13 protein-coding genes and 1 pseudogene are annotated in these 14,313 nt (G+C 62.6%); 8 read left to right on the top strand and 6 right to left on the bottom strand.

Annotated elements, in window-relative coordinates:
• Positions 1-2 precede the first annotated feature (2 nt).
• The 3 genes and pseudogenes from NA619_RS22460 to NA619_RS22450 form a co-directional block, all read left to right on the top strand.
• Positions 3-131: pseudogene (locus tag NA619_RS22460) on the top strand (GMC oxidoreductase); the annotation flags it as partial.
• 105 nt (positions 132-236) lie between these two features.
• The gene (coaD, locus tag NA619_RS22455; protein WP_255964004.1) at positions 237-719 is read left to right on the top strand and encodes a pantetheine-phosphate adenylyltransferase; all 483 of its coding nucleotides are present in this window, start codon (positions 237-239) and stop codon (positions 717-719) included.
• Between the two features lie 139 nt (positions 720-858).
• Positions 859-1,110 (top strand): YfhL family 4Fe-4S dicluster ferredoxin, encoded by a 252-nt coding sequence (locus tag NA619_RS22450; RefSeq protein ID WP_045423623.1) that lies wholly within the window; start codon positions 859-861, stop codon positions 1,108-1,110.
• Positions 1,111-1,343: 233 nt separating this feature from the next.
• Here NA619_RS22450 and NA619_RS22445 read toward each other — a convergent pair whose 3' ends face one another.
• The 3 genes from NA619_RS22445 to NA619_RS22435 form a co-directional block, all read right to left on the bottom strand.
• Positions 1,344-1,685: a multidrug transporter gene (locus tag NA619_RS22445; RefSeq protein WP_255964003.1), complete on the bottom strand. Its 342-nt coding sequence runs from the start codon at positions 1,683-1,685 to the stop codon at positions 1,344-1,346.
• A gap of 124 nt (positions 1,686-1,809) precedes the next feature.
• Positions 1,810-2,622, bottom strand: coding sequence for a bifunctional DNA-formamidopyrimidine glycosylase/DNA-(apurinic or apyrimidinic site) lyase (gene mutM, locus NA619_RS22440; RefSeq protein WP_255964002.1), 813 nt, complete (start codon positions 2,620-2,622; stop codon positions 1,810-1,812).
• A 56-nt stretch (positions 2,623-2,678) separates the two neighbouring features.
• Positions 2,679-3,542, bottom strand: a complete 864-nt coding sequence (locus NA619_RS22435; protein ID WP_255964001.1) for an HDOD domain-containing protein — start codon at positions 3,540-3,542, stop codon at positions 2,679-2,681.
• Positions 3,543-3,660: 118 nt separating this feature from the next.
• Here NA619_RS22435 and NA619_RS22430 point away from each other — a divergent pair, with 118 nt between their 5' ends.
• Together NA619_RS22430 and NA619_RS22425 are read left to right on the top strand one after the other, a co-directional pair.
• Positions 3,661-4,200: a type 1 glutamine amidotransferase domain-containing protein gene (locus NA619_RS22430; protein WP_255964028.1), complete on the top strand. Its 540-nt coding sequence runs from the start codon at positions 3,661-3,663 to the stop codon at positions 4,198-4,200.
• A 229-nt stretch (positions 4,201-4,429) separates the two neighbouring features.
• Complete coding sequence (locus NA619_RS22425; RefSeq protein WP_064480851.1) at positions 4,430-5,626, top strand: class I SAM-dependent rRNA methyltransferase; 1,197 nt, start codon at positions 4,430-4,432, stop codon at positions 5,624-5,626.
• 58 nt (positions 5,627-5,684) lie between these two features.
• Here NA619_RS22425 and NA619_RS22420 read toward each other — a convergent pair whose 3' ends face one another.
• The gene (locus NA619_RS22420) at positions 5,685-6,533 is read right to left on the bottom strand and encodes an alpha/beta hydrolase (RefSeq protein ID WP_255964000.1); all 849 of its coding nucleotides are present in this window, start codon (positions 6,531-6,533) and stop codon (positions 5,685-5,687) included.
• 474 nt (positions 6,534-7,007) lie between these two features.
• Between NA619_RS22420 and ilvD the strand changes: the two genes are divergently transcribed.
• A complete protein-coding gene (gene ilvD / locus NA619_RS22415; protein WP_255963999.1) occupies positions 7,008-8,846 on the top strand; it encodes a dihydroxy-acid dehydratase in 1,839 nt (612 codons plus the stop codon).
• A gap of 50 nt (positions 8,847-8,896) precedes the next feature.
• On the opposite strand, the gene NA619_RS22410 is transcribed toward ilvD, so the two are convergent.
• Positions 8,897-10,630: a DUF4153 domain-containing protein gene (locus NA619_RS22410; protein ID WP_255963998.1), complete on the bottom strand. Its 1,734-nt coding sequence runs from the start codon at positions 10,628-10,630 to the stop codon at positions 8,897-8,899.
• A gap of 285 nt (positions 10,631-10,915) precedes the next feature.
• Between NA619_RS22410 and NA619_RS22405 the strand changes: the two genes are divergently transcribed.
• Positions 10,916-12,304: a uracil-xanthine permease family protein gene (locus NA619_RS22405; RefSeq protein ID WP_255963997.1), complete on the top strand. Its 1,389-nt coding sequence runs from the start codon at positions 10,916-10,918 to the stop codon at positions 12,302-12,304.
• On the opposite strand, the gene NA619_RS22400 is transcribed toward NA619_RS22405, so the two are convergent.
• The gene (locus NA619_RS22400) at positions 12,305-13,423 is read right to left on the bottom strand and encodes an NAD(P)/FAD-dependent oxidoreductase (protein ID WP_255963996.1); all 1,119 of its coding nucleotides are present in this window, start codon (positions 13,421-13,423) and stop codon (positions 12,305-12,307) included.
• Between the two features lie 104 nt (positions 13,424-13,527).
• Here NA619_RS22400 and NA619_RS22395 point away from each other — a divergent pair, with 104 nt between their 5' ends.
• Complete coding sequence (locus NA619_RS22395; RefSeq protein ID WP_255963995.1) at positions 13,528-13,983, top strand: metallophosphoesterase family protein; 456 nt, start codon at positions 13,528-13,530, stop codon at positions 13,981-13,983.
• The last annotated feature ends 330 nt before the right edge of the window (positions 13,984-14,313 follow it).

The following is a 14,313-nucleotide window of genomic DNA, read 5'->3' as shown; positions in this document are numbered from 1 at the left end:
AGCTGGAAAATCTGTCGATCCATGACGGCTCGCTATTTCCCACCAGCATAGGCGTGAACCCATAGCTATCAATTTACGGCCTCGCCGCGAAACTCTCCAGTCAACTGATCGAACGACTGAAAAATGCGTGAACGGCTTCGTTATGCCGGCATCCGGCGGTCATCCGCTTTGATGCTTTACGCTGCCGTTACCGAGCCGCTACCATCCACCCCCCACGCATGCGTCAGGACGCCGCGATGAATCGAGTGTTGTATCCGGGCACTTTCGACCCGATCACCATGGGCCATACCGATTTGGTCGAACGCGCTTCACGTCTGTTCGACGAGGTGATTATTGCGGTCGCTGCCAGTCCCAACAAGAATCCGTTGTTTCCGCTGGAACAACGTGTGGCCCTGGCCCAGGAAGTCACCGCTCACTTGCCGAACGTCAAGGTGCTTGGCTTCTCCACACTGCTGGCGCACTTCGTCACCGAGCAGAAAGCCAACGTCCTGCTACGTGGCCTGCGCGCCGTGTCCGACTTCGAGTACGAGTTCCAGTTGGCGAACATGAATCGGCAGCTTGCACCCGATGTAGAGAGTCTGTTCCTGACACCTTCAGAGAAGTTTTCCTACATTTCATCGACCCTGGTTCGCGAAATCGCGCGTCTTGGTGGCGATGTCACCAAGTTCGTTCATCCCTCCGTCATGAAAGCGCTGACCGAGCGCTACGCCTCGCGCTAAAGCGGCCTAGCTTCAGGCGCGACGGAGAGATGCCGACACATGGGCCATCGCCGCGCGTGCACCGGGCGAGCCGATGCGGCAAAATTGCCGCGTCGTTTATACCTGCGCTGCGGTTAATGCCGCAGCTGGAGTTAGCTGGATGTCCCTGATAATCACCGATGACTGCATCAACTGCGACGTGTGCGAGCCCGAGTGCCCGAACAGCGCTATTTCCCAAGGCGAGGAAATCTACGTCATCGATCCCAATCTCTGCACTGAGTGCGTCGGCCACTATGACGAACCGCAGTGTCAGCAGGTTTGCCCGGTGGACTGCATCCCGCTCGACGAAAGCAACGTCGAGAGCAAGGACGAGTTGATGCAGAAGTACATGATCATCACCGGCAAGGCTTGACCCCTCCCGACCTCGGCTTGAAGCCGAGGTCAGCTTCAGCTGCGCGAGACTGGCGCCGCCTTTTCTTCGATGTCTCAACACGCACAAACACAGCTGCACGGCCGTGGCCCGCGTGCGCATGAACGAAATGTGAAGCCCTGGCCGGAAACGACACGGCCCCGCACGCGATGAAGCGGCGAGGCCGTGACGGCGGAACGAGTGACTATCCGACCTAGTGAAGCTGAACCGCGGAATCAGTCCTGGCGGTTGTAACCGACGCGGGTGCAACCCAGGCAACGGGCAAAGGCGGCAGCGCCTGGCTCGACGACCAGTGCTTGACCGGTTTCCTTGATGCCGCCACCCATAGCGCTGAACGGCAAGCTGACGACGAACAGGCCGGCACCAATAGCGGTCGCTGCGATGAGCAACGGCCGGGCAATCAGCAGATCGCCGACGATGGAAAAGGCTTTGGGGGCTTCTACGGTGTACATGGGATCGCCGCTGGCGTTCTGCTGTACCGATTGCGCCTGCACAGGCATCGTCAGCAGACCTGTGGTCAGGGCCAAGACAACAGCAGTGGAGCGAAACAGATTCATGGTGTGGTCCTTCAGCTGGGCGAAGCGAGGCAGATGATTGTGGTGAGGGTCACTATAGCAGTGGCCGCCGATTGTTGATCGTGAACACCGTCAATGCCTGCGCAGTGCATGGCAGATCGTTTCGTCATCGCTGACAGCGTCCGCAATAGACGCTGGCTCGCTGGCCCAGCCGAATCTCGCGCAAAGTCGAGCCACAACATTTGCACAGATCCCCGCCTCGACCGTAGACGAACAACTCCTGCTGGAAGTAACCCGGCTTGCCGTCGCCACCGACGAAGTCGCGCAGCGTGGTACCGCCGCGCTCGATGGCGTAGGCCAGTATCCGTTTGATCTCGACGGCCAACTTCATATAACGCGCTCGCGATACCGCACCGGCGGCGCGACGAGGGTCGATCCCGGCAGCGAACAGCGCCTCGCTCGCGTAAATATTGCCAACGCCCACGACCACCGCGTTATCCATGATGAAGGGTTTGACCGCCATGCTGCGTCCCCGCGACATCTGGTAAAGCCGCTCACCGTCGAACGCATCGCCTAGCGGCTCCGGGCCGAGGCTGGCGAGCAGCACGTGGCTCAACGGATCATCGCTCCAGAGCAGCGCGCCGAAGCGACGCGGGTCCGTGTAGCGCAGCGCCATGCCGGACTCGAGCACGATGTCGACATGCTCGTGCTTGCCCACCGGCAAATCCGGCGGCACCAGCCGCAGACTGCCGGACATTCCGAGGTGCGCGATCAGGGTGCCGACCTCGGCCTTGATCAGCAGGTACTTGGCGCGCCGCTCAACCGACTCGATACGCTGGCCGGACAGCCGCACGTCAAGGTCATCTGGAATCGGCCAGCGCAACCGGCGCTCGCGCACGATGACCTGGCTAACACGCTGGCCGACAAGGTGCGGGGCAATGCCGCGACGGGTGGTTTCGACTTCTGGAAGTTCGGGCATACAGGCAGATCGGTAGTGGACCGGGAGGCGACCTTAGCAGTTAACGCGAGGCCGGGTCAGCCGACACCCAGCTCCCGGATGATGTCGCGCTGGCATTCGAAATCGTATTCCGAGAGGCCAACGTATTCCAGTACCAGCTGCGCCACGGCAGCCCATTCGTGGTCCTCCGGCTGCTCGCCCAGTACGCGATGGCAGGCGCAGATGTGCTCGGCCATCTTCAGAATCGCAAGCAGCGTCTTGACCTGCGGATCGCTCCACTCATCGTTGAACAGGGCCAGCGCGTTGTGGTGATTGGCGATGGCCTCACACAGCGTCTGCGGCAGCTTCCACGAGCGCGCGACAAAATAACCCACGACGGAATGGTTGGTGTTGAGCACCCAGTTTTCAATGTCAGTGATGCGCGTCTCGACCCCGACGCTGGCATAGGCCTCTTCCAGCACTGTCATGTATCCGGGGAAGCGAGTCAGCATCAGCGGAATGCCGCAGTTGTGAAACAGACCGAGCGTGTAGGCCTCGTCCGGTGCTGGATGCCCAATGCGCTTGGCCAGAGCCAGGCAGGTGCCGGCTACGTCCTGCGCGGAATCCCAGAAGCGGTTGAGCGTGACGATGGCCGCATCGGTCAGCTCGCCGCGGATCGATTGTGCATTGATCAGGTTGATCACCGAACGGCAGCCCAGCAGGTTGACGGCTTGCTGGATCGAGGCGATGCGATTGGCGAGGCCGAAGAACGGTGAGTTGACCGTCTTCAGCAAGGCACCTGAGAGGCCGGGATCCTGACTGATCAACCGAGCGATGGCGCGCAGGTCAGGATCAGGCATGACCTGCTCCATCTGTAGATCGACCATGATCTGCGGCTGCGGAGGAACGCTGATCCCCTGCAGCACGCTGCGGATCTGCTCGTCGGTGAGTTCGATGGACATGGAGGCAGCCCGGCCTGGCGGATAGCACAAGGCCACTAAGAAAAGAGTGCGAACTTTGGCCGAGTTCATGGTCGGATTTCAAGTAGATAACTTTGCAATCCGACGAGGAGGAAACGAAATGGCCGATTCCCTGAAAGGCAAACGTGTAGCGATCCTGGTAACCGAAGGTTTCGAGCAGGTCGAGCTGACCGGCCCGAAGGAAGCGCTGGAAAAAGCCGGCGCGGTCGCCGAGATCATCTCATCCTCGAACGGTGAAGTGACCGGCTGGAACCACATCACTCCGGACACCAAGTTCCATGTCGACAACACCTTCGAAAGCATCAAAATGAGTGACTACGATGCCGTGGTGCTGCCCGGCGGCGTGGTGAACTCCGACACCATTCGTACCGATGAAAAAGCGCAGCAGCTGGTGCGCGAAGCAGCCCAGGCCAACAAGCCGATAGCGGTCATTTGCCATGGTGGATGGCTGTTGATTTCAGCCAAGCTCGTGCAAGGCAAGCGGATGACAAGCTACCCATCGCTCACCGACGATCTGAAAAACGCCGGCGCCAATTGGGTCGACGAACAGGTGGTGGTCGATGGCAATCTGATCAGCAGCCGCAACCCGGACGATATCCCGGCCTTTAGCCAGGCCCTGGTCAAAGCCCTCGCAGCCTGACGGAAAGCTGGTGGCCGAACGTAGGGTGGATCGCGCTTCATCGATCCACCGAAACACGGATTCGGAGCTCGTTGAGGCTGAGGGTGCAACCAATCGCCGGCGACCCTCTGCACAGGAACCCGTTCCAACGCCCTTCCGTCCAGCCTCGGCCATCGCCCAGAGCTCAACCAGCCAGCGCTTTTGTCCGCCCGCTCCCCTATAATCCCGCCCTTTTCCCGGAGCCCTCCCGATGAGCCTGCCCAGCCTGCGCCTCAAAGCCAACGCCGATCGCCGCCTGCGCGCCGGCCATCTGTGGGTCTACAGCAACGAAGTGGATACCGCCGCCACGCCGCTCAGCGGTTTTGCTGCCGGTGATCAGGCGATCCTCGAAGCGGCTGGCGGCAAACCGCTGGGCATTGTCGGCGTCTCCCCAAACAACCTGATCTGCGCGCGCTTACTGTCCCGCGACCTCAAGCACAGTCTGGACAAATCACTGCTGGTGCACCGTATTCAGGTCGCCCTGTCGCTGCGCGATCGTCTGTTCGATCAACCCTGCTATCGCCTGATCTATGGTGACTCGGACCTTTTGCCGGGGCTCGTGGTGGACCGCTTCCATGATCATCTGGTGGTGCAGCTGGCTTCGGCCACCATGGAGCGCAACAAGGATGCCGTGCTTGAAGCGCTGGTTCAGGTGCTCAAGCCGCGCGGCGTGCTATGGAAAAACGACTCCAGCGCCCGCGATGCCGAAGGTCTCGAGCGGTACGTCGATACTGCGTTCGGCGTGGTCCCGGAATGGGTTGCGCTGGAAGAGAACGGCGTGAAATTCGAAGCCCCGGTTCTGCAGGGCCAGAAGACCGGCTGGTTCTATGACCACCGCATGAACCGCGCGCGTCTGGCGCCCTATGTGAAGGGCAAGCGCGTGCTGGACCTGTTCAGCTACATCGGCGGCTGGGGTGTACAGGCCGCGGCCTTCGGTGCCAGCGAGGTGTTCTGCGTCGACGCTTCAGCCTTCGCCCTGGACGGCGTCGAGCGCAATGCCGCGCTCAATGGCGTAGCGGAGAAGATGACCTGTGTCGAGGGCGATGCCTTCGAAGCGATGAAGGAGCTGAAGAACGCCGAGGAGCGCTTCGACGTGGTCATCACCGACCCGCCCGCCTTCATCAAGCGCAAGAAGGACATCAAGAACGGCGAAGCCGCTTACCGTCGTCTGAACGAAGCCGCCATGCGCCTACTGAACAAGGACGGCATCCTGATCAGCGCCAGCTGCTCGATGCACCTGGAGGAAGACAACCTGCAGAACATCCTGCTCGGCAGCGCGCGTCATCTGGATCGCAACATTCAGCTGCTTGAGCGCGGCGGCCAGGGCCCGGACCACCCGGTGCATCCTGCGATCCCGGAAACGCGCTACATCAAGAGCATCACCTGCCGCATCCTGCCTAACAGCTGATCAGCGTCGACTAACCGAAGCCCTCGCACCAATGACGCGTGCGGGGCTTCGTCGGGCGTTACTCGATGCCCTTGCGTTGCTCTGTCCACAAGACGCTGGTGCACAACCCGCAGAAGCGACCATAGAAGGTGCTGCGCGCCGTTTCGTCTTCCATCAGGTGATAGCGGAACCAGGCGGTCGACGGGCCGCGGTAGGCGCCACCGTCACCGACAGGCTCGAAGTGGCTGACATAGCGCCGCTCCCCCCAGAACACCGGCACGTTAGTTCGCGTGTAGACCGGCTGCGCGTTCAGGTAGGGAAACGCGATGGTGTCGGCTCCGCCTGACATCAGAAACATCGGCCCCTTCTGGTTCCGCTGGGACGCCGGGTTGTGGCCCAGGCCGATGGTGTAAGGCTGAATCGGCGCAGTTGCGCTTACGCGATCATCCTGCCCGGCCATGATAGAACCGCCGCCACCCTGGGAATGCCCAGACGTGCCGACCCTGCCCGTATTGAGCACGCCTACATAGGTGCCGAAGGTGCGATTACTCTCCTGAACCAGGTAGTCGAGGCAGGCCAGCATGTCCCGTCCGGTGCCGGCATTGGACGTTTCTGCCGCCGCAACGACGAAGCCATGGCTGGCCCAGTGCGACAACAGCCCCGAATACGCGGTCGGCCCAGTCCCGGTTCCGTTACCCCATAGAATCACCGGATGTCGGACGCCGTTCTGCCCCAGGTTACTGGGACGATAAACGCGGCAGTTGGGGCCTTCGCTGCGACTGGTCGTGGCGTAGGGGCCGGAGCGGTCGAAGTTGGACACGCCTGGAAATGGCGTGCCGGGCGTATCCGGCAGTGGTGCAGCCATGGCAAATCCGCAAATCGCCAAGCTCAGCGCAGCGGCAATGCCGCCGAGTTTGATGTCCAGCATGTGCATTCCTCTTGTTGTTCTGATTATGTGTATGGACGTTCGCGCCAGCCCGCCATGCGAGGCGAGCGCACTGCACCTCCTATATCCCCGACCGTCAACGACGCGGGTGGCCAGTCGGCCCGAATCAACCCTAGCCAGCTGAAACCACCGCGCCACTGGAAGCGCCCTTGCAGCGGACGAACGGCCGCGCTTCGCTCCACCTGAATAATTCATCATTAGCTTCGGTGTTGATGCGCCTGACTCAACGTAGGATGAGCACCAGTAATCGTGCCGTTTGGCTCGCCAGAGGGAACGGGCGTAGAATTGGCACATTCCTCGCCACCATCCCCCGGCGGGCCATGAGCCCAGGCCGCCCGAGCGATACCCCGCCTCGAGCCGGCCCCTCCGCACGCACGGTCACCTGCCGTTGCACGCGGCACAGGTGACGCTCACCATAAGCACTATTCGAACCGCTGATTAGCCGCAGGAACCGTCATGCCCGATTACCGCTCGAAAACCTCCACGCACGGCCGCAACATGGCCGGCGCCCGCGCGCTGTGGCGTGCCACCGGCATGAAGGACGAAGACTTCAAGAAGCCGATCATCGCCATTTCCAACTCTTTCACCCAGTTCGTGCCCGGCCACGTGCACCTGAAAGACTTGGGCCAGCTGGTCGCCCGCGAGATCGAAAAGGCCGGCGGCGTCGCCAAGGAATTCAACACCATTGCGGTCGATGACGGCATCGCCATGGGCCACGATGGCATGCTCTATTCGCTGCCTTCGCGCGAGATCATCGCCGACTCGGTCGAATACATGGTCAACGCGCATTGCGCCGATGCCATCGTCTGCATCTCCAACTGCGACAAGATCACCCCCGGCATGCTAATGGCCGCCCTGCGCCTGAACATCCCTGTGGTGTTCGTTTCCGGTGGCCCGATGGAAGCCGGCAAGACCAAGCTGGCCAGCCACGGCCTGGACCTGGTCGACGCCATGGTCATCGCTGCCGATGAAAGCGCCTCGGACGAGAAGGTCGCCGAATACGAGCGCAGCGCCTGCCCGACTTGTGGCAGCTGCTCCGGCATGTTCACTGCCAACTCAATGAACTGCCTGGCCGAAGCCCTTGGCCTCGCCCTGCCCGGCAACGGTTCGACCCTCGCTACGCACAGCGACCGCGAGCAGCTGTTCCTGCGGGCTGGCCGCACCATCGTAGAGCTCTGCCAGCGCTATTACGGCGAGGGCGACGAATCCGTTCTGCCGCGCAATATCGCCAGCCGCCGCGCCTTCGAAAATGCCATGACCCTGGATATCGCCATGGGCGGCTCGACCAACACCATCCTGCACCTGCTGGCTGCGGCTCAGGAAGCCGAGGTCGATTTCGACCTGCGCGCCATTGATGCCCTGTCACGCAAGGTGCCGCAGCTGTGCAAGGTTGCGCCGAACATCCAGAAGTACCACATGGAAGACGTGCACCGCGCCGGCGGTATCTTCTCCATTCTGGGTGAGCTGGCCCGTGGCGGCCTGCTGCACACCGACGTGCCCACCGTGCACAGCCGGACGCTTGCGGAAGGCATCGCCCAATGGGACATCACCCAGACCCAGGACGAAGCGGTACACACCTTCTTCAAGGCCGGCCCGGCCGGTATCCCGACGCAGACGGCGTTTAGCCAGTCGACCCGTTGGGACACCCTGGACCTGGACCGCGCCGAAGGCTGCATCCGCAGCGTCGAGCATGCCTATTCCCAGGAAGGCGGCCTGGCCGTGCTCTACGGCAACATCGCGCTCGATGGCTGTGTGGTGAAAACCGCGGGCGTGGACGAATCCATCCACGTGTTTGAAGGCACCGCCAAGATCTTCGAAAGCCAGGACAGCGCTGTTAAGGGCATCCTCAATGACGAAGTGAAGGCCGGCGACATCGTCATCATTCGCTACGAAGGCCCGAAAGGCGGCCCGGGCATGCAGGAAATGCTCTATCCAACCTCATACCTGAAATCCAAGGGCCTGGGCAAGGACTGCGCGCTGCTCACCGACGGCCGCTTCTCCGGCGGCACCTCGGGCCTGTCCATCGGCCATGCCTCGCCTGAAGCCGCCGCCGGCGGCGCCATCGGCCTGGTGCGCGACGGCGACAAGGTAGTGATCGACATCCCCAACCGCAGCATTCAGCTGCAGGTCAGCGATGAAGAACTGTCCCACCGCCGCATCGAGCAGGACAAGAAAGGCTGGAAACCCGCCGCCCCACGCCCGCGCAAGGTGACCACTGCGCTCAAGGCCTACGCCCTGCTCGCAACCAGCGCCGACAAAGGCGCAGTGCGCAACAAGGCAATGCTGGACGGCTGATCGTTCGGTTTATTGCGGCAAAGAAAGCCCGACCACCGCGTCGGGCTTTTTCATGGCTCGCCGATGGCCGGTTCCAGGCGGACGCCATCGATCTCGATCGCATTGAATCGGGGCGCGACCAACTCGAACTCACTGCGCTGCAAAATCTCGCTGAGCACGTCGCTGTCCGGGAGCACACCTACAGTGACGCGTAGCTGACCAATCCTGCCCCAGCTCCCCGCAGCAGCCTGCCCGAACACCGGCACCACCCAGGGCTCGGCGCGAAGTAGCAGCACCTCGGATTGGCCGTCCCGGTCCAGATCAACAGCGAACAATCGGCACTTGTCTACGCACCCCTGATAATTGACCGCACGCGCCAGTGATCCGTCGTCATCCGCCACTGGTTCCCCAATCCAGGGCACTGGCGGCGCAGCAGCCACTTCCTGCTCCCTCCTCCAGGCCCAGTAGTGCTCCGCGCCATCCAGTCGCTGCAGATCGCCCTGCAGTCGCATGCGCAGCGCGTCGTCCTCCCAAGGCTCGCCCAGCGCTTCACGCAACGCTTGCAGATATCGCCGCCCCGGTTCGCCAAGTTGAAAGCGCAGCGCACCGAGATCGGTTCGTTCGGCTGGTAGCGTGGCATTGATCAGCCGCTGGTACTGATTCGCGGCGCTAAGTTGCAGCGGGCTCAGCATCGGTACATGCATCAACACCAGCACAAATGCGGCGAACAGCGCCAGCGGCGGGTTGCTCTGCCGAAGCCCGCTCAGCCAGGCGGGATCACGCCGGAGCACCGCCCTCACCAGTGCAAGGCCATGGACCAGCGCGACCAGCGCCAGGAGCGCGGCCAATACGCGATCCGGCGTCAGTCCGTATTGGTCGATACGCAGCCACAGCGCATGCATCGCGAGCCCCGCCAGCAGCGGCAGGCACAGCGAGCTGGCGTCGGCCAGCAGCCGCAAGGGGCGTGGGTAATGGGACGCCTGCAGGCCGTCCTGCACGACCCCATTGAGCAATGCGATATGTGCGAACACCAGCGCCAGCAGGATCGGCGTGGCGTGGCGTGTCGCCCAGAGCGGGGTCAGGCCAGTGAACGGCAGGAAGACCACGAACAGCAGCAGGATCACCACCGTCAACGGCAGCAGAAAACGACACATCGCCTGCAGCACGTTGCGCAATGCATCGATGACCTGGCCACGTTTCTGCCCAATGCCAAGCCCGGCAGCAATTACGGTAGCGCTGGCAACCCAGATGAAGCCGGACGAATTGAAGAACCGTTTGAACTGATCGACCCCGAGCATGCTGAACAGGCCCGACCAGAGCCAGATCAGCAGCCAGAAAACCCCAAGCATCACGGACGCCATGAACAGCAGCAGCCCGTTGTTCCAGGCGTTCCGATAAAGCGCGCTGTAGTCGAAGCGCCAGCGATGAGCAGAGTCCCGCGCCTGGATAAACGGCGTGAGGATGTAGGCGAGCGCCAGCTGGCTCCACAGCAGCAGCGTGCCGGTCGTTTCATCGAAGTAATACCAGCGGGGCTGATCGAACTGAGCCCCAAGCCACGCCGCCAACACGGCGGGCAACAGAACAGCAGGCAGCAGCAGCTTCCAGCGCTCAGCCTCGCGCAGTTGGCCCCAGAGCATCTGCAGCTGCCAGCCACCGACCACGACGAGGACGATCAGCGCGGAAAACAGAGTGCGCCAGAGCGACCCGTGCGGCCAGCTTTCACTGGCCAGCCATAGCGTCAGTCCTTGCAGGAGCCCCAACGACATGAAGACCGCCAGGGTTCGCTGTTCAATTACTTTTTGCATGATGTCCTTCAGTTGTCGTTGCTAGCCGTTTGGCAGCAAGGCGGCGCCGAGTGAATCTCCAGGAGGCCGAGTATGTGAGCCGCCCCAAGGCACCGCAACGCAAGGCCCGCCGGGCTGTGACTGGATCGGTGGTTGCGTTTCAGATGTGCCGGCACCGTCTCGCCGCCTACGCTTACAGCCAATCGCTGATCATTGAATGGATGGCCGCCTCGCCAGCCGACCGGTTCAGCTGTGCCCCATCGGCGGCGGCGCGTAGAATCGCGCTCTTTTTTTATGGAGCATGCCATGAGCGCGCTGAAATCCTCCCCTGATGAGCTTCGTAACGACCTGGTCTACGCACTCGACGACCGGCCCCGCCCCTGGATCGCTTTTCTCGCCGCGCTGCAGCATCTGCTGGCCATCATCGTGCCGATCGTCACGCCGGGATTGCTGATCTGCCAGGCCATCGGGGTATCGCCACGGGACACCAACATCATCGTCTCCATGTCGTTGGTGATTTCCGGGATCGCCACCTTCGTTCAGTGCAAGCGCTTCGGCCCGCTCGGCGCAGGGCTGCTAATCGTGCAGGGCACCAGCTTCAACTTCGTTGGCCCGCTGATTGCCGGCGGTGTGTTGATGGTCAAGCAGGGCACGCCGGTTGAAGGCGTGATGGCGGCAATCTTCGGCGTGGTGATTGCCGGATCCTTTATCGAAATGGGCGTCTCTCGCGTGCTGCCGTTCATCAAGCGCCTGATTACACCGCTGGTGACCGGCATCGTGGTGCTGATGATCGGCCTGACGCTGATCAAGGTCGGGCTGATCAGCATGGGCGGCGGCTACGCAGCCATGGGCGACGGGACTTTTGCCAGCCGCGAAAACCTGCTGTTGTCCGGCGTGGTGCTGGGCGCCATCGTCGTGCTGAACCGCCTGCCGGTGCAGTGGATGCGCAGCTGCGCCATCATCATCGCGCTGGCCATCGGTTATGCGCTCTCGGCCTGGCTGGGGCGCTTGAGTTTCACCGGGATGCACGAAGCCGAGCTGTTCGAGATCCCAATGCCGTTGCACTTTGGCCTCGGCTTCTCCTGGAGTCTGTTCATTCCCATGGTGGTGATCTATCTGGTCACCTCGCTCGAAGCCATTGGCGATATCACCGCCACCAGCAAGCTTTCACGCCAACCGGTGGAAGGCCCGGTGTGGATGCAGCGCATCAAGGGCGGCGTGCTGGTCAACGGCGCCAACTCGCTGCTGGCAGGCTTCTTCAACACCTTCCCAAGCTCGGTATTCGCGCAGAACAACGGCATCATCCAGCTCACCGGCATTGCGAGCCGCTACGTCGGCATGTGGATCGCGGTCATGCTGGTGATTCTCGGGCTTTTCCCGGCGGTTGCCGGCGTGCTGCAAGCGGTGCCCGAGCCAGTGCTTGGCGGCGCCGCAATTGTGATGTTCGGTGCGGTGGCGGCTGCGGGCATCAACATCCTCGCGGGCATCAAGCTGGACCGCCGCGCGCTGCTGATCATCTCCGTCTCGCTGGCGCTGGGCCTGGGCTTTTCTCAGGTGCCGGAGTTCCTTGCCAATCTGCCGGTAGCGCTGCGCAACGTGCTGGAGTCGGGCGTAGCCACCGGCGGCATTTGTGCCCTGGTGATGAACTGGTTCCTGCCCGAGTCGCCTGCCAGCGCGGAGCAGGACGCGGCCTGATTAACCGGCGCGAGGGCATTGGGTTAAGCGCCGGCAGACCTCATCGGCGATCGCCAGGGCCGCGGTAAGCCCTGGCGATTCGATGCCGAACAGATTCACCAGCCCCGCGACGCCATGGTCGGCAGGGCCGTCGATGCGAAAGTCCGCAGCCTGCTCGCCGGGGCCGCTGATTTTCGGGCGAATGCCGGTGTATGCCGGTTGCAACGCACCATCGGGCAATCCCGGCCAGTAACGGCGGATTGCGGCATAAAAACCGTCCGCGCGGCTCTCATCCATCGTGTAATCCACACCGTCAACCCACTCTACGTCCGGGCCGAAACGCGCCTGACCACCGAGGTCCAGCGTCAGGTGCACGCCCAACCCACCGGGCTCCGGGAGCGGATAGACCAGATGGCGGAATGGCGTCGCGGTTGCCAAGCTGAAATAGCTGCCCTTAGCGAAATAGCGCGCCGGCACCCTGTCGGCAGACAGCCCTGTGGTACGGGCGGCAATCGCCGGTGCGGCATGCCCGGCACAGTTGATCAGCGTCGTGGCGAGCAGTGTCATCGGCTCAGCGCCGCCGACTTCCACCTTCAAGCCGTTGCCCAGTACCTCGACTGCCTCGACCGGTGCATGCAATGCCAACAGCGCGCCTGCGGCCTCGGCATCGCCTTGCAGCGCCAGCATCAAGGCATGGCTGTCGACGATGCCAGTGCTGGGCGAGAGCAGGCCAGCCACGGCATTGAGCTGCGGCTCCAGCGCCTTCACTTCATCCTCATCAAGCCGCTGCAGATCATCGACGCCGTTAGCGATGGCATGAGTCTGCAGCGCGTCGAGCCCTGCCAACTGGGATGCGTCGGTGGCGACGATCAGCTTGCCGCAGCGTTGGTAAGGGACGCCGTGACTGTCGCAGAACGCATAGAGCGCATCGCGCCCGGCCACACACAGCCGCGCTTTCAACGAGCCCTGCGGATAATAGATGCCGGCATGAATGACCTCGCTGTTACGCGAACTGGTGCCCGTGCCGATGGCTGACTCGGCCTCCAGTATCAACACCTCGCGTCCGGCCTGGGCCAGTGCCCGCGCGACCGCAAGCCCCACCACACCGGCGCCGATGACTACGCAATCGACCTGCTCCATTCCCGTTCCCCTGCAATTAGGCGAGCGTCAGACTGCCGCAAGATCGAACCGCGGCCAAGCCTCGCTTGCCCAACACCCATACACTCATCAAAACGGGAGCCACCATGCGCATTGGCGTCATATCCGACACCCACGGTTTGCTGCGCCCTGAAGCCATCGCTGCGCTGCAGGGTTGCGAGCGCATCATCCACGCCGGCGACATCGGCAAACCCGAGGTGCTGGACGGGTTGCGCAGACTGGCGCCGCTCGACGCGATTCGGGGCAATGTCGACAGCGGCGACTGGGCTGCGGCGATCCCCGAAACGCTCGACCTGCAGATCGGCGGGCTGCGCGTCTACGTCACCCATGACATCAAGACGATGGGGTTCGAATCGGCCGCAGAGCACGTCGACGTAGTGATCGCCGGACACTCGCATCAGCCGAAGATCGAACAGGCGGACGGCGTGCTCTACCTCAACCCGGGTAGCGCCGGCCGCCGCCGATTCAAGCTGCCGATCAGCCTGGCGTTGCTGGATATCGAAGACGGCCAGCCACGCGCGCAACTGGTCACGCTGGGTTAGGCCAAGGAAACGCGAGCTTAGGGGGATCCATCGGGCGGCACGGCGAGTGGCCCAACCACTGCGGGCGAACAAGTTCGCCCCTACAGGATTGCCCTGTAGTGCGGGCCGGCCCGCACTACCCGCACCACCCGCACGACACAGCGCTGCCGGATTGGGCACAGAGCCTGGGCATGGTGAGATAACCTGTAGGGGCGAATTCATTCGCCCAACGGGTCCAGCACGTAGGATGGGTTGAGCCTGCGATACCCATCGATCCTGGCCGCACACTCTTGATGGGTTTCGCTTCGCTCAACACCATCCTACGGCGACAGGACTAGCTCACGCCCATGT

This window comes from Stutzerimonas stutzeri (genome assembly GCF_024448895.1).
In the GTDB taxonomy this organism is placed as follows: domain Bacteria; phylum Pseudomonadota; class Gammaproteobacteria; order Pseudomonadales; family Pseudomonadaceae; genus Stutzerimonas; species Stutzerimonas stutzeri_Q.
This window is presented reverse-complemented; position numbering and strand designations above follow the sequence as displayed.

Excerpts from the sequence above, each read along its gene's own strand:
- coaD (WP_255964004.1), top strand. The coding sequence starts at position 237 with ATGAATCGAGTGTTGTATCCGGGCACTTTCGACCCGATCACCATGGGC.
- NA619_RS22450 (WP_045423623.1), top strand. The coding sequence starts at position 859 with ATGTCCCTGATAATCACCGATGACTGCATCAACTGCGACGTGTGCGAG.
- NA619_RS22445 (WP_255964003.1), bottom strand. The coding sequence starts at position 1,685 with ATGAATCTGTTTCGCTCCACTGCTGTTGTCTTGGCCCTGACCACAGGT.
- mutM (WP_255964002.1), bottom strand. The coding sequence starts at position 2,622 with ATGCCCGAACTTCCAGAAGTCGAAACCACCCGTCGCGGCATTGCCCCG.
- NA619_RS22435 (WP_255964001.1), bottom strand. The coding sequence starts at position 3,542 with ATGTCCATCGAACTCACCGACGAGCAGATCCGCAGCGTGCTGCAGGGG.
- NA619_RS22430 (WP_255964028.1), top strand. The coding sequence starts at position 3,661 with ATGGCCGATTCCCTGAAAGGCAAACGTGTAGCGATCCTGGTAACCGAA.
- NA619_RS22425 (WP_064480851.1), top strand. The coding sequence starts at position 4,430 with ATGAGCCTGCCCAGCCTGCGCCTCAAAGCCAACGCCGATCGCCGCCTG.
- NA619_RS22420 (WP_255964000.1), bottom strand. The coding sequence starts at position 6,533 with ATGCTGGACATCAAACTCGGCGGCATTGCCGCTGCGCTGAGCTTGGCG.
- ilvD (WP_255963999.1), top strand. The coding sequence starts at position 7,008 with ATGCCCGATTACCGCTCGAAAACCTCCACGCACGGCCGCAACATGGCC.
- NA619_RS22410 (WP_255963998.1), bottom strand. The coding sequence starts at position 10,630 with ATGCAAAAAGTAATTGAACAGCGAACCCTGGCGGTCTTCATGTCGTTG.
- NA619_RS22405 (WP_255963997.1), top strand. The coding sequence starts at position 10,916 with ATGAGCGCGCTGAAATCCTCCCCTGATGAGCTTCGTAACGACCTGGTC.
- NA619_RS22400 (WP_255963996.1), bottom strand. The coding sequence starts at position 13,423 with ATGGAGCAGGTCGATTGCGTAGTCATCGGCGCCGGTGTGGTGGGGCTT.
- NA619_RS22395 (WP_255963995.1), top strand. The coding sequence starts at position 13,528 with ATGCGCATTGGCGTCATATCCGACACCCACGGTTTGCTGCGCCCTGAA.